At 64.0% G+C, this 13761-nt stretch carries 13 protein-coding genes; 10 read left to right on the forward strand and 3 right to left on the reverse strand.

The genetic code is table 11. From position 1 onward, the window contains the following. The 3 genes from AC1DT3_RS03735 to nhaA all read left to right on the forward strand — a co-directional run. Positions 1-438 (forward strand): DUF1178 family protein (locus tag AC1DT3_RS03735; RefSeq protein ID WP_477463901.1); only part of this gene is annotated, 438 nt, incomplete at its 5' end. A gap of 61 nt (positions 439-499) precedes the next feature. Next, positions 500-1033 carry a metallophosphoesterase family protein gene (locus tag AC1DT3_RS03740; protein WP_477463902.1) on the forward strand — a complete coding sequence of 178 codons (534 nt, stop codon included), beginning with the start codon at positions 500-502 and terminating at the stop codon, positions 1031-1033. 32 nt (positions 1034-1065) lie between these two features. After that, on the forward strand, positions 1066-2256 hold the full coding sequence (gene nhaA, locus AC1DT3_RS03745; RefSeq protein ID WP_477463903.1) for a Na+/H+ antiporter NhaA: 1191 nt from the start codon (positions 1066-1068) through the stop codon (positions 2254-2256). Here the strand turns inward: nhaA and ubiG are convergent. Beyond that, positions 2229-2957, reverse strand: coding sequence for a bifunctional 2-polyprenyl-6-hydroxyphenol methylase/3-demethylubiquinol 3-O-methyltransferase UbiG (ubiG, locus tag AC1DT3_RS03750; protein ID WP_477463904.1), 729 nt, complete (start codon positions 2955-2957; stop codon positions 2229-2231). The genes nhaA and ubiG overlap by 28 nt on opposite strands. A gap of 272 nt (positions 2958-3229) precedes the next feature. Here ubiG and AC1DT3_RS03755 point away from each other — a divergent pair, with 272 nt between their 5' ends. From AC1DT3_RS03755 to AC1DT3_RS03780, 6 genes are all read left to right on the forward strand, one after another. Then, entirely contained in the window at positions 3230-4468 is a 1239-nt protein-coding gene (locus AC1DT3_RS03755) for an aspartate kinase (RefSeq protein ID WP_477463905.1), read from the forward strand. Between the two features lie 87 nt (positions 4469-4555). Then, a complete protein-coding gene (gene ptsP, locus AC1DT3_RS03760) occupies positions 4556-6826 on the forward strand; it encodes a phosphoenolpyruvate--protein phosphotransferase (RefSeq protein WP_477463906.1) in 2271 nt (756 codons plus the stop codon). Beyond that, complete coding sequence (gene prfA, locus AC1DT3_RS03765) at positions 6823-7908, forward strand: peptide chain release factor 1 (RefSeq protein WP_477463907.1); 1086 nt, start codon at positions 6823-6825, stop codon at positions 7906-7908. The genes ptsP and prfA overlap by 4 nt, the downstream gene beginning before the upstream one ends. Then, positions 7905-8165 carry a VOC family protein gene (locus AC1DT3_RS03770; protein WP_477463908.1) on the forward strand — a complete coding sequence of 87 codons (261 nt, stop codon included), beginning with the start codon at positions 7905-7907 and terminating at the stop codon, positions 8163-8165. Before prfA ends, AC1DT3_RS03770 begins: the two co-directional genes overlap by 4 nt. Next, entirely contained in the window at positions 8152-8997 is an 846-nt protein-coding gene (gene prmC, locus AC1DT3_RS03775; RefSeq protein WP_477463909.1) for a peptide chain release factor N(5)-glutamine methyltransferase, read from the forward strand. Before AC1DT3_RS03770 ends, prmC begins: the two co-directional genes overlap by 14 nt. A gap of 382 nt (positions 8998-9379) precedes the next feature. After that, positions 9380-10351, forward strand: coding sequence for a DUF4167 domain-containing protein (locus tag AC1DT3_RS03780; RefSeq protein WP_477463910.1), 972 nt, complete (start codon positions 9380-9382; stop codon positions 10349-10351). A 72-nt stretch (positions 10352-10423) separates the two neighbouring features. Here AC1DT3_RS03780 and AC1DT3_RS03785 read toward each other — a convergent pair whose 3' ends face one another. Both AC1DT3_RS03785 and AC1DT3_RS03790 read right to left on the reverse strand, forming a co-directional pair. Next, positions 10424-11209, reverse strand: a complete 786-nt coding sequence (locus tag AC1DT3_RS03785) for an MOSC domain-containing protein (protein WP_477463911.1) — start codon at positions 11207-11209, stop codon at positions 10424-10426. 655 nt (positions 11210-11864) lie between these two features. Beyond that, on the reverse strand, positions 11865-12131 hold the full coding sequence (locus AC1DT3_RS03790; protein WP_477463912.1) for a hypothetical protein: 267 nt from the start codon (positions 12129-12131) through the stop codon (positions 11865-11867). A 185-nt stretch (positions 12132-12316) separates the two neighbouring features. Here AC1DT3_RS03790 and AC1DT3_RS03795 point away from each other — a divergent pair. Continuing rightward, on the forward strand, positions 12317-13761 hold a 1445-nt coding region (locus tag AC1DT3_RS03795), incomplete at its 3' end, for a Clp protease N-terminal domain-containing protein (protein ID WP_477463913.1).

The raw sequence follows: 13761 nt of genomic DNA on the forward strand, positions 1-13761 counted from the left end.
GCCCTGGCCTGCGACCAGGCCCACGATTTTGAAAGCTGGTTCCCGTCGAGCGATGCGTATGAAGCGCAGCGCGCGCGTGGTTTCGTCACGTGCCCTTTCTGCAACTCCGCCAAGGTCGAGAAGCAGATCATGGCGCCCTCMGTCGCTCGCAGCGATCAAGAGCCCGCAGCACCTTCGTCTCTCCCGCCCCAGCCGCTGGCGGCCCTCACGGACAAAGACCGGGAAGTCCGGGCCATGTTGCGCGCCATGCGCGAGCAGGTGATGCAGAACGCCGAAAATGTCGGCGCCGGTTTCGTCGAAGAGGCGCGCAAGATGCATTACGGCGAGGCCGATCAGCGTTCGATCTATGGCGAGGCCGATCTCGCGGAGGCCCGCGCCTTGCTGGACGAGGGCATCGACGTGCTGCCGCTACCGGTCATCCCAGACGACAGAAACTGATCGCAGCTTTTCTCGGCGCGCTTCCGCTCCATCTCGTTCGGGCGAGAACGGGGATCGGAACTTGGCCGTCTTTTTCACCAGCGACACGCATTTCGGCGATCCCCGCGTCCTGAGCAAGGACAAGCGTCCCTTCGAGACCATCGCCGAACACGATGCGGCGCTGGTCGCACGTTGGAACGAGATCGTTTCGCCTGACGACATCGTTTGGCATCTCGGCGATTTCGCGCTTCATGTGACCGCTGACCGCATCGCGCAATTGCTCGCCGATCTGCCCGGTCGCAAACATCTCATCACCGGCAACAACGACGGACCGGACACAGTCCGGGCTGACGGGTGGGCGAGCGTGCAGGCCTACGCGGAACTGCACGAGGAGGGGAAGGATCTGGTGCTTTGCCACTACGCCTTCCGTACCTGGAAAAACAACAGCAAGGGCTGGATCGACCTGCACGGCCATTCCCACGGCAGGCTCAGCCCGTTGACGCGGCAATACGATGTCGGTGTCGATGTCTGGGACTTCCGTCCCGTGACGTTGGAGACCATTCTCACGACACGCCGTCGGCGATCGACTCTATCCCGCCACGCTCGGGTGACTTAAGACCGGATAGGTTCAATCACAGGCAGGTGCGCATGGCGATTTCGCGACAGATTACGATTGCCCATGCCTTCCTCAAGAGCGAGGCGGCTGGCGGCATCGTCCTCATGGGCGTCACCGTTCTCGCACTGCTCATCGCCAATTCGCCTGCCGCGGGAGCCTATTTCGGAGCCTTGCACGCATACGTCTTCGGATTGAGCGTCCTGCACTGGATCAATGACGGGCTCATGGCCCTGTTCTTTCTGCTCGTCGGGCTCGAGATCAAACGGGAATTTCTCGACGGTCAGCTCGCACGCTGGTCGCAGCGGGCGCTTCCGGGAATTGCGGCTCTAGGCGGCATGGTCGTTCCGGCGTTGATCTACATCGGGTTCACGTGGGCCGATCCTGTTGCCCGGCAAGGCTGGGCCATTCCTGCGGCCACGGACATCGCCTTTGCGCTCGGCGTTCTTGCGTTGCTCAGATCGCGCGTTCCCACATCGCTCAAGGTCTTTTTGACTGCGCTCGCCATTCTCGACGATCTCGGCGCCATTCTGATCATCGCGATTTTCTACTCCGCCGAATTGTCGTTCCCCATGCTTGCGGCGGCGGCCGCGTGTCTTGTGGTGCTTCTGCTGTTGAACCGAGTCGGCATCACGGTCCTTTCGCCCTACCTCGCCATCGGCGCGTTGCTGTGGTTCTTCATGCTGAAATCCGGCATTCATGCGACGCTCGCCGGCGTCGCCCTCGCGCTGACCATTCCGCTCGGACCGACGGGCGAGAACGCAAGCGCCGCGGGTTCGCCCCTCTACCGGCTCGAACATGCCCTGCAGCCATGGATCGCCTTCGTCGTCATTCCGATCTTCGGTTTCGCCAATGCCGGGCTGTCGTTCAAATCCCTCTCGGCCGACGCCTTTTCGGGGCCGGTGCCGCTCGGCGTCGCGGTGGGTCTGTTCCTGGGCAAACAGATCGGCGTGTTCGGCTTCTCGATGCTGGCCGTTCGGTGGAAACTCGCCGCGCTTCCCGCGGGAGCTTCCCGATCGCAATGCTACGGCGTCTCGCTCCTCTGCGGGATCGGGTTCACCATGAGCCTGTTCATCGGTGCGCTGGCCTTCCCCGACATGCCCGAGATGACCAGCTCGACGAAGGTCGGCGTTCTCGCCGGGTCGTTCCTGTCGGCTCTCGCCGGCTTCGCGGTCTTGCGCTTCGCAGCGCCGAAAGCTCAGGTGCGGGCGGCGAGCAGCATGTAGTTGACGGCCATGTCGGGCGACAGCGACYAGGTGCCGGTCAACGGGTTGTAGGTGACGCCCTGCCGATCCGTGACCGTGAGGCCGGCCGTCTCGATGGCATTGGACAATTCGTCCGGCGTCACGAACCGGTCCCAGTCATGCGTGCCCTTGGGCAACCAGCGCAGCAGATACTCGGCTCCTACGATGGCGAGTGCGAACGAACGCAAGGTCCGGTTGAGGGTCGCCATGGCAAAGACCCCGCCCGGCTTGACGGCCTTGCCGCAGGCGGTGACGAAGGCCTCGACGTCCGCCACGTGCTCCACCACCTCCATGGCGAGCACGATGTCGAAGGTCTCTGCGTTGGCGACCACCGATTCGACCGTCTCATTGCGATAATCGACCGGGATGGCTGCCCGTTCCGCGTGACGCTTGGCGACAGCGATGTTGGTCGGTGCCGGATCGAGCCCAGTGACCGTCGCGCCGAGGCGGGCGAGGGGCTCCGACAGGACCCCGCCGCCGCACCCGACRTCGAGAATGGTCAATCCTTCGAGCGAGCGGGCCGATCGCGGATCGCGGTCGAAGCGCCGGCAGGCCTCGTCGCGGATATAGGCCAGGCGCACGGGATTGAACCGATGCAGCACCTTCATGGGGCCCTTTGGGTCCCACCAGGTCTCGGCGATCGTGTCGAACCGGGCGACTTCATCCGCGTCGATCGTCGTCATGGCATCTCCCCATCTTCCTCTTGGCTTCCCCATGGTAAGGGATGCGCAAACCGTGCGTTGACAGCGCGCGGTCCCGCCGTCATGTATACGCGCCTTTTCGCTTAGTGCATGTTGCGCCGAAGTGGAAACGGTTCGGCCAGACGATCGTACTCCCTCTCGACAAGAGAGAGCCCGATTGGACGCGAAACCGATTCCGGCTCTTCCTGATCATGCCTTGGCGAGAGGTCCATTGCCCCTCGTCGATTGTCCTCTCTGAACGGCCATCTTCACTCATGCCCCGTCTCGTCATGAAGTTCGGCGGTACGTCCGTCGCCACGGTTGACCGCATTCGCAATGTGGCGCGGCATGTGAAACGCGAGGTCGAGGCCGGCTATGACGTCGCCGTGGTGGTCTCGGCCATGTCGGGCAAGACGAATGAGCTCGTCGGCTGGGTCAAGGACGCCTCCACCTTCTACGATTCGAAGGAATACGACGTGGTGGTCGCCTCGGGCGAGCAGATCACCTCCGGTCTCCTCGCCATCGCCCTGCAGGAGATGGGGCTGAGGGCTCGGTCCTGGCAGGGTTGGCAAATTCCGATTCTGACCTCGGAGGCCCACGGCTCCGCCCGTATCGCCGCCATCGACGGCACCGGGATCCTCAAGGGTTTCAACGAGGCTCGCGAGGTCGCGGTCGTCTCCGGCTTCCAGGGCATGCACCAGCCGACCCAACGGGTGACGACCCTCGGGCGCGGAGGCTCCGACACGAGCGCCGTGGCGCTCGCCGCCGCCATCCAGGCCGAACGCTGCGACATCTATACGGACGTCGACGGGGTCTACACGACCGATCCGCGCATCGTCCCCAAGGCCAAGCGCCTGGACAAAGTTTCCTACGAAGAAATGCTGGAAATGGCCTCGCTCGGCGCCAAGGTGCTGCAGGTGCGCTCGGTCGAGCTCGCCATGATGCACCGGGTGCCGACCTATGTGCGCTCCAGCTTCGACGATCCCGCCGACCCGAAACTCGGCACCCTCATCTGCGACGAGGAAGACATCATGGAACAGCAGGTCGTCACCGGCATCGCCTATTCCCGCGACGAAGCCCAGATCACCCTGCGGAATGTGGCCGACAAGCCCGGCATCGCCGCATCGATCTTCGTGCCGCTCGCCGACGCCAACATCAACGTGGACATGATCATCCAGGTGGTCTCGGACGACACCACCACGACGGACATCACGTTCACGGTCCCGGCGGCTGATTACGAGCGGGCCTGCGCGGTCCTCAACGACCACAAGGCCGAGATCGAATTCAAGAACCTCCAGGGCGCCACGGACGTCGTGAAGGTCTCCGCGATCGGGGTCGGCATGCGCAGCCACGCCGGCGTTGCGGCCAAGGCCTTCAAGGCTTTGGCGGACAAGGGCATCAACATCCGGGCGATTACGACGTCCGAGATTAAGTTCTCCGTTCTGATCGACTCGGCCTATACGGAGCTTGCGGTGCGTACGCTCCACTCGCTATACGGCCTTGACCAAGCCTGATTGACGGCCAGTCTATCAGGCTGAGACACTGCATCGAGACCGTCGGGCCCGCCCGTCGGCATCCTGAGGACGGGAACACGTAAGCTCATGCCAAGCGCTCCCGGCGGTCCGCGCCTCCTGTTGCGCCGACTCCGCGAGATCATGGCGGAGCCGGTCGGTGCTCAGGACCGCCTCGACAAGATCGTCGTCCTGATCGCCGCCAACATGGTCGCGGAGGTCTGCTCCGTCTATGTGCTGCGCGGCGATGGCGTTCTGGAGCTGTTCGCCACCGAGGGTCTGAACCGGGAAGCCGTCCACCTCACCACCATGCGCTCGGGAGAGGGCCTCGTCGGCCTCATCGCCTCGACGGCGGAGCCCCTGGCGCTCTCGGACGCCCAGAGCCACCCCGCCTTTTCCTACAAGCCCGAGACCGGCGAAGAGATTTATCACGGTTTCCTCGGCGTGCCGCTGCTGCGCGCCGGCAATACCCTCGGCGTCCTCGTCGTCCAGAACCGGACCCACCGGCTCTACCTCGAGGAGGAGATCGAGGCGCTCGAAATTACGGCAATGGTCCTGGCCGAGCTGGTCGCCACCGGCGAATTGCAGGCGCTCGCGCCCATCGAGACCGGCAGCGCCCTGCGCCGGGCTGTGAGCCAGCGCGGCGTTTCTCTGTCGGACGGCGTCGGCCTCGGCCATGTGGTGCTCCACGAGCCCCGGGTGGTGGTCAAGAACCTGATCGCCGAGAACGCGGAGGCCGAACTCTCCCGCCTCGAAGAGGCCATCGCGGCGGTCCGGGTTTCCATCGACGAGCTGATCGAACGGGGCGACGTCGCCCACCACGGCGAGCATCGCGAGGTGCTCGAAACCTTCCGCATGTTCGCCCACGATCAGGGTTGGCTCAGGCGGATGCGCGAGGCGGTGACGTCGGGCCTCACGGCCGAGGCCGCAGTCGAACGCGTTCAATCGGACAATCGCGCCCGCATGCTGCGGCAGACCGATCCGTATCTGCGCGAGCGCCTCCACGATCTCGACGATCTCGCCAACCGCCTTCTCCACATGCTGGTCGGCAAGGATATGGTGGCGGCGCGCACATCGCTGCCCGACAACGCCATTCTGGTGGCGCGCTCCATGGGGCCGGCGGCCCTGCTCGACTACGACCGTTCGCGCCTGCGAGGGCTCGTGTTGGAGGAAGGCGGGCCGACGAGCCATATCGCCATCGTCGCGAGGGCACTCGGCATACCGGCGGTCGGCGAGGTGGCGAATGCGACCTCGCTTGCCGATCCGGGCGACGCGATCATCGTCGACGGCGCCATGGGTGACGTGCAGATCCGACCGACCTCCGATGTGGAAGCCGCCTACGCCGAAAAGGCCCGGTTGCGGGCGCGGCGGCAGGAGCAGTACCGCAAGTTGCGAGACGTGCCCTCGGTGACCAAGGACGGCGTTAACGTCAAGCTCCAGCTCAATGCGGGTCTTCTCGTGGATCTGCCGCATTTGTCGGAAACGGGAGCCGAAGGCGTCGGCTTGTTTCGAACCGAGCTGCAATTCATGGTGGCGGAACGGATGCCGACGGCAGGCGAACAGCACGCGCTCTATAGCGCCGCTTTCGCGGAAGCCGGAGATCTGCCGATCACCTTCCGCACCCTCGATATCGGTGGCGACAAGATCCTGCCCTACATGCAGTCGATCGAGGAGGAAAATCCTGCTCTCGGCTGGCGGGCGATCCGCATCGGGCTCGATCGTCCGGGTCTCCTGCGGGTCCAATTGCGGGCGCTCTTGAAAGCGGCGGCGGGGCGGCCGCTGAAGATCATGTTCCCGATGATCGCGACCTGTGACGAATTCGTGCGGGCGAAGGAAATCGTCGCGCGCGAGAAGACACATTTGAGCCGGCACGGTCACATCCTGCCGTCGGATCTCCAACTGGGCGCCATGTTGGAGGTGCCCTCGCTGCTGTTCCAGCTCCGCGAGATCTGCGCCGAGGCCGATTTCATCTCGATCGGCTCCAACGACTTGATGCAGTTCCTCTTCGCCATCGACCGTGAGAACCGCCTCGTGGCGAACCGGTTCGATCCCTTGAGCGCACCGATGTTGCGGGCCCTGCGTTTGGTGTCCGACGAGGCGCGGCGCTCGGGCTGCACCGCGACGGTCTGCGGCGAAATCGGCGGCCGTCCGCTCGAAGCCATGGCCCTGATCGGCCTCGGCTTCCACGCCCTGTCCATGTCTCCGGCCTCTATCGGGCCGGTCAAGGCGATGTTGCTCGAACTCGATGCCGGTCTGGTCGGTTCTTTCCTGAATGAGGAACTGGAGCGGACCRGAAACGGCGAAAGCCTGCGGCCGCAGCTCACGCGTTTCGCCGAAAGCCACGGTATTCCGATCCGATGACGTTTGCGCCCCCTGCCGACCGCCTCAACGCCATTCTGGCGCGCCATGACATCATCATGGCGACGCTCAATGCCGGGCCCGACCCGGAAACCTTCGTCGCCCTGTCCCGGGAATTGTCGGAGCTCGACGGTGTCGTCGAGGCGATCCGCACCTACAACGCGATGGAGGAGAATCTGCAGGGTCTGCAGGCGCTGATCGACGATCCCGCAACCGATGCAGAGATGCGCTCGCTCGCCGAAGACGAACTGCCGCAGGCGCGCACGGGGGTCGAGAAGGCGGCGCAGGACCTGCGCATCATGCTTCTGCCCAAGGACGAGGCGGACGAGAAGAGCGCTATCCTGGAAGTCCGCGCAGGCACCGGTGGCGATGAAGCGGCGCTGTTCGCGGGCGATCTCTTCCGCATGTATGCGCGCTATGCCGAATTGAAGGGCTGGAAGGTCGAGATTCTGTCCGAGAGCGAGGGCACGGCCGGCGGATACAAGGAAATTTCAGCGGAGATCAAAGGGCGCGGTGTGTTCGCGCGCCTGAAGTTCGAGAGCGGGGTCCATCGGGTCCAGCGGGTTCCGGACACCGAGACGCAGGGACGGATCCACACCTCGGCTGCAACCGTCGCCGTGTTGCCCGAAGCCGAAGACGTCGACATCGTGATCAACGACGCGGATCTGAAGATCGACACCATGCGGGCGCAAGGGGCGGGCGGCCAGCACGTCAACAAGACCGAATCGGCGATCCGGATCACCCATATGCCGACCGGCATGGTGGTTTTCGTGCAGGACGAGCGCTCGCAGCACAAGAACAGAGCGCGCGCCATGGCTCTCCTTCGGGCGCGCCTCTACGACGCCGAACGCACCGCAAAGGATGCCGTCCGCGCCGCCGATCGAAAGTCGCAGGTCGGCTCGGGCGATCGTTCGGAACGCATTCGCACGTACAATTTCCCGCAAGGGCGGGTCACCGATCACCGGATCAATCTCACGCTCTACAAGATCGAAGAGATCATGAACGGCAACGCACTCGATGAACTCATCGACGCACTCGTCACGGAGCATCAGGCCGCGCAACTCGCGGACCAGGACGCTGCGTGATCGAGGGCCTCAGCCACATCACCCTGATCACCCGCGATCTCGACCGCATGAGCGCGATCATCGAGACGATCTTCGAAGGCCGCGAACGGATCGCGGCAATGGGTCTTCAGGCCCGCGAATCACGTCCGCGCATCGAGGGCGAAGGACACTCGCTTTATTTCTACGACGACGACAACCACCTCTTCGAATTGCACACTGGGACGCTTCAGGAACGCCTGCGGCGCTACGAGCAAGGCAGCCTTCGTGACGCGCGCTGAGGCCCTGCGGGACCTTCGCCTGCGCCTTTCATCGGCGGGCTTCGAAGCCTCGGGTCTCGACGCCCGGCTGCTGCTGCTGGGTGCGCTCGGCATTTCCGCGACGGAACTGACCCTTCGACCGGATCTCGTCTTGTCACCGGAGGAGGCCGAGAGGCTATCGTTGTTCGCAGCGCGCCGCCTTACCCATGAGCCCGTGGCGCGAATTCTCGGCGAGCGGGAGTTCTGGGGACTGCCCTTCGCGCTTTCGCCCGAGACGCTCGTGCCGCGGCCGGATACGGAGACCGTTGTCGAGACGGCCCTGCGTCTCGTGCCGGATCGAGCCGCCCCGCATAGGCTGATCGATTTCGGGACCGGATCGGGCATTCTTCTCGTGGCGCTGCTTCATGAATGGCCGCAGGCGAGGGGCGTCGGCGTCGACCGGTCGTTCGCAGCCTTGCGATCGGCAAAACGCAACGCGGCGCGCAACAATGTGGGTGAGCGGGCGATGTTCGTCGCTTCCGATTGGGGCTCGTCCATCCGGGGATCCTTCGACGTGATCGTCTCCAACCCTCCCTACATCGCCTCGTCCGTGATCGGGGGGCTCGCCCCAGACGTGCGCCAGCATGATCCGCGCCTTGCTCTCGATGGGGGCGAGGACGGTCTCGATGCCTATCGGATCCTTCTCGGTGAGGCGGAGCGGCTGCTCGTCCCGCAAGGGCTGCTGATTCTCGAAATCGGGTACGATCAAGGCGATGCCTTGAGAAGCTTGGCCACGGGGCGTGCCCTTGAAATTCTCGAGTTGGTCCATGATCTCGCCGGCAATCCCCGCTGCGTCGCCCTGAAACGGACATGATCACGAGGGATAAGCTGTCATCCATTAAGAGAGCAAAAGCAGAAAAATCGCTTGTTGGACCGGGCGGAACCCGCTAGATTCGGGCTTAGAGATCGTCCTCGGTCAAAACAAATCGGCGAAAACCTAACTTAGGACGCACGCCGGAGACCAAACGATATCAATCGCGCAGGCAGGGGCTTTTGAACGGCCAGGCGCGATCACTTGAACCCGACACTGAAGGACGGCCAGGCATTCACGATGAATGTCGGAGCTGAACGACAGACGGCTAGCCACGCGGACGGTGGGCACTCGCCCGTCCGCCGAGGACAGGCTTGGAATCGCGCGGGCTCGAAGAACCAGCGAGGGTCATAGACCAAAGATGAGACCAGGACAGAACAGGCGCATGCGCGGCCGTAACCGCAACAACAACAGCAAGGGGCCAAATCCCTTGACGCGGAGCTACGAGTCGAACGGCCCGGATGTAAAAATCCGCGGCACGGCTCAGCATATCGCCGAGAAATACAGCCAGCTCGCGCGTGATGCGCAGTCGAGCGGCGACCCGGTGGCGGCGGAGAACTATCTCCAGCACGCCGAGCATTATTATCGCATCATCGCTGCGGCTCAGGAGCAATTGCGCGAGCAATACGGCTATCAGGGCCGCTTCGATGACGAGGGCGACGAAGAGGGCGGCGACCGTTCCGGCTTCGGACCCGACGATTCCGACCCGGCGTCGCAGCCGCAACCCTACGACCAGCGGGCCGAAGGCGAGCGGTTCGACCGCAACGAACGCCAGCCACGTTTCGATCGGAACGAGCGCCAAGATCGTGGCGAACGCCAGGATCGTCCCGAACGCCAGGATCGTCCTGAGCGCCAGGATCGTCCCGAGCGCCAAGATCGTCCCGAGCGCCAGGATCGCGGCGACCGTCCCGAGCGTCAGGATCGTCCCGAGCGACGTGACCGCTTTCAGCGCGATCGGGCACCGCGTCAGGATTTCAATCGCGACGACCAGCCCCGCCAGGATCGTCCGGAGCGTCAAGATCGCCCGGAGCGTCAGGATCGCCCGGAGCGTCAAGATCGTCCCGAGCGTCAGGATCGTGCCGAGCGTGGGGAGTTCCGCCGCGAGCGTCGCCGTCCCGAGGATTCTGATGTCTCCGACGCGGGCAGCCTGCCTGCGTTCCTGACCAATCCGGTTCGTGCGCCGATCACGGTCGAGAGCGACGAAAAGCCGGTGCCGGTCCAGGAAAGCCTGGCCCTCAACGGTGAAGACGAAGCGCGTCCGCGCCGTCGTCGTCGGGTCCGCAAGGATTTCGAGGAAGGCCGCCCGGAAAGCGGTGCCGATCTTTCCCCGGAAGGCGTCGAGCCGGCGGCCGAATAAGCCGGATCCGCCAGGTTTCGAGAAATGAATTCAAGGGAGGGCTGACGCTCTCCCTTTTTTGTCGTCCGGTGTTCACGAGAGCGGTAGCGTTCCCTGCTCCGGCACAAAGGTCTCGCCCTCGACGAGATCTCCCCCCGACAGGATCTCCGCGTAGACGCCACAATCGAAGTGGCCATAGGTCTGCATCAGGGTTTTGGGGATGGTGAGATCACGCAGTCCCGTCGTCGGATCGACATTGGTCGCGGCGCAGCGCTCGATCCGTTTGGTGACTTTCAGGCGCAGACCTGACGGTGAAGTCAGGATCTGCCCGACAAGATCGAACTCGGTCCAAGGATCCAGACCGTCGAGATGGAGGTTGCCTCGGAAGCGGAGTGGATCGACCGGCGCGCCGACGACATCCTGGAGCGCGCGCACGCTCGCCAGATTGATCAGCGAAACGAACCCGCGGCGCGAATCGGTGAACCGGAACCCGGCAGGGCCGGTCAGTACCTTCGGTGTCCCGCGCAGCTCATCCGGCATGTAGCTTGCGAAGAATGTCTCGATCGTGCGTCGGCCATCGTTCGTGGAAAGGTCGCCTCTGACGGCATCCTGGCCGTCCTTTTCGATCACGAGCGTCGACGAATCGTCCAGATAACGGGTCTTGAGCCGCGCCAGACTCTCGTTCCGCATCAGCATCAGGAACTTGATCTTCGGCTGGTGCTCGGGCTTTGCCGGATCGAAACCGGATGGACCGTTCTCGATGGCGTACAGGCGGTCACCGGGGAAGTAATGCCCGGCGGCAAGGCTCGTGCGGGCCAAGCGCTCCGGCGAGAGGCCCTTGACCGGGTAGCGGTAGAGAGAGGCGATGCGAATGCTCATGGAGCAGGATTAGAGCATGACTGACTAAAGCGAAATCCGCCTTCTATGGCTCACCGACGCTCACCGCCGCCTTTCGTCCTCACGATCGTCCAAGAGATGGGGGCGTTGATCAAGTTCCAAGATCACGGGTTGCGCATCCGGGAGTCGTGAATCCCGCCAACTGCCGAGAGGGCGATCATGTCCTCTGTCGATAGATGGCTCTTGCTCAGTCGCGCGTCGTCTTATCCCCGCCATCGCGACCAACCCGCGCATCACGACCCTCGACACCCCGAGTATCGTCACCGCGATCGTGACGATCCAAAGTGCTTGGATTGGATCCGAGGCGGCGTGAAATTTGGAAAGCCAATCCGCGGCGAAACTGTACGGCTGGTCCATTTGTCGTCTTCCCTCCTCCTGAAGCGACCACCAGCGCCGCTGGTGGTCGGGGAGGTAAGAAGCCGTCAACAGACGACCGCGCTGCCCTTTAGACTTTCGCCCTGGACATGCGACAGCGCCTCCCCGACCGTAACGGCTGGGAAGGCATCGTTGCGGCCGATGCCGGCCGCTGTTGACGGGGTTCTTACGCCCCGGAGCCAAGCTTTGGCTCCAAGGGGTTGTTACACCTTGTCACGCAGCGGAGTAAATGCGCTGAAAGAGGGGCTCTGCCGCGACCGCTCTATTCCTGCCCTCGCGAAAGCACATCCTCGTCGTCGCCCTCGCGCGGCGGCGCCTTGCCGCCGGCGGCGACACCCTGGTCTTCGGCCGCTTTGCGGGCCTTTTCGGTCGTCTCGCCGAAGGTCTTGGGCGTCACGGACGGGCCTCGCTCGAGCGGGCTTTCCGGGACCGCAGCACCCATCGCCGCGTTGCGCGCGAGATCGGCGCGCGCTTTTTCGGCTTCCGACCGCGGATCGCCACTCCTGTCGTCGCGTTTCTTGTCGCCCATGGGAGCCTCCTCAGGATTGCTAGGGTCAATGCCCGGAAAAAGCCGCGGTTCCCGACGCCCATGCCCCTTGTTGTGGCGCTTTGGTCACACCAGTTTAGGGACAGCGGATGCCTCGACGAGGGTCCGAGATCACACGGTTTGCCCGGGCCTCAGGCAGGACGGGCGAACGTCGGAAGGGGTGAGCGATGAATTTTGAGAAATATACCGAGCGCGCGCGGGGCTTCGTTCAGGCGGCGCAGAATCTCGCCATGCGCGAGGGCCATCCGCAATTTGCGCCGGGCCATGTCCTGAAAGTGCTGCTCGACGATCCCGAGGGGCTGTGTGCGGGCTTGATCGACCGCGCCGGCGGACGCTCGCGTGAGGCGCTTGCCGCCGTCGAGCAATGGCTCGCCAAGCAACCGAAAGTATCTGGCGGCGCCGCGCAACCGCAGGCGACGCGCGATCTGATGCGCTTTTTCGACACCGCCGAGAAAACAGCCGAGAAGGCGGGCGATTCCTATGTGACGGTCGAACGCATGTTGCTCGCACTGGCGGTCGAAAAAGACACCGATGCGGGCAAGATCCTCGCAGAGGCCGGCGTCACGCCGCAGGGCCTGAACGCCGCGATCAACGCGCTGCGCAAGGGCCGCACCGCTGACAATGCGACGGCTGAGAACGCCTACGACGCGTTGAAGAAATATGCGCGCGACCTCACGGAAGCGGCGCGCGAAGGCAAGCTCGACCCGGTGATCGGCCGCGACGAGGAAATCCGCCGCACCATCCAGGTGCTGTCACGCCGCACCAAGAACAATCCCGTGCTCATCGGCGAACCGGGCGTCGGCAAGACCGCCGTCGTCGAAGGCCTTGCCTTGCGCATCGTCAATGGCGACGTGCCCGAGAGCCTCAAGGACAAGCAACTGCTCGCGCTCGACATGGGCKCGCTCATCGCCGGCGCGAAATATCGCGGCGAGTTCGAGGAGCGGCTGAAAGCCGTTTTGAGCGAAGTGACATCGGCCGATGGCGRCATCATTCTCTTCATCGACGAAATGCACACCCTCGTCGGTGCTGGGAAAGCCGACGGCGCCATGGATGCGTCCAATCTCCTGAAGCCTGCGCTTGCGCGCGGTGAATTGCACTGCGTCGGCGCGACCACGCTCGATGAATACCGCAAGCACGTGGAAAAGGACGCTGCACTCGCACGCCGGTTCCAGCCGATCTTCGTCGACGAGCCGTCAGTCGAAGACACGGTGTCGATCCTGCGCGGTATCAAGGAGAAGTACGAGCAGCATCACGGCGTGCGCATCACCGACAGCGCGCTCGTGGCCGCCGCGACCTTGTCCAACCGGTATATCACCGACCGCTTCCTGCCCGACAAGGCGATCGACCTCGTCGACGAGGCGGCGTCGCGCCTGCGCATGCAGGTCGATTCCAAACCCGAGGAACTCGATTCCCTCGACCGCGAGATCGTGCGTCTCAAGATCGAGGCGGAGGCGTTGAAGAAAGAAAACGACAGCGCGTCGAAGGATCGCCTCTCGCGTCTCGAAAAGGAGCTCGCGGATCTCGAAGAACGGTCTCAGGCCATCACCGCCCGCTGGAAGTCCGAGAAGGACAAGCTCGGTCACGCCGCCGCTTTGAAGAAAAAGCTCGACGA

The organism is Microvirga sp. P4_G7 (assembly GCF_056401005.1).

Excerpts from the sequence above, each read along its gene's own strand:
- nhaA (WP_477463903.1), top strand. The coding sequence starts at position 1,066 with ATGGCGATTTCGCGACAGATTACGATTGCCCATGCCTTCCTCAAGAGC.
- AC1DT3_RS03755 (WP_477463905.1), top strand. The coding sequence starts at position 3,230 with ATGCCCCGTCTCGTCATGAAGTTCGGCGGTACGTCCGTCGCCACGGTT.
- prfA (WP_477463907.1), top strand. The coding sequence starts at position 6,823 with ATGACGTTTGCGCCCCCTGCCGACCGCCTCAACGCCATTCTGGCGCGC.
- AC1DT3_RS03780 (WP_477463910.1), top strand. The coding sequence starts at position 9,380 with ATGCGCGGCCGTAACCGCAACAACAACAGCAAGGGGCCAAATCCCTTG.
- AC1DT3_RS03785 (WP_477463911.1), bottom strand. The coding sequence starts at position 11,209 with ATGAGCATTCGCATCGCCTCTCTCTACCGCTACCCGGTCAAGGGCCTC.
- AC1DT3_RS03790 (WP_477463912.1), bottom strand. The coding sequence starts at position 12,131 with ATGGGCGACAAGAAACGCGACGACAGGAGTGGCGATCCGCGGTCGGAA.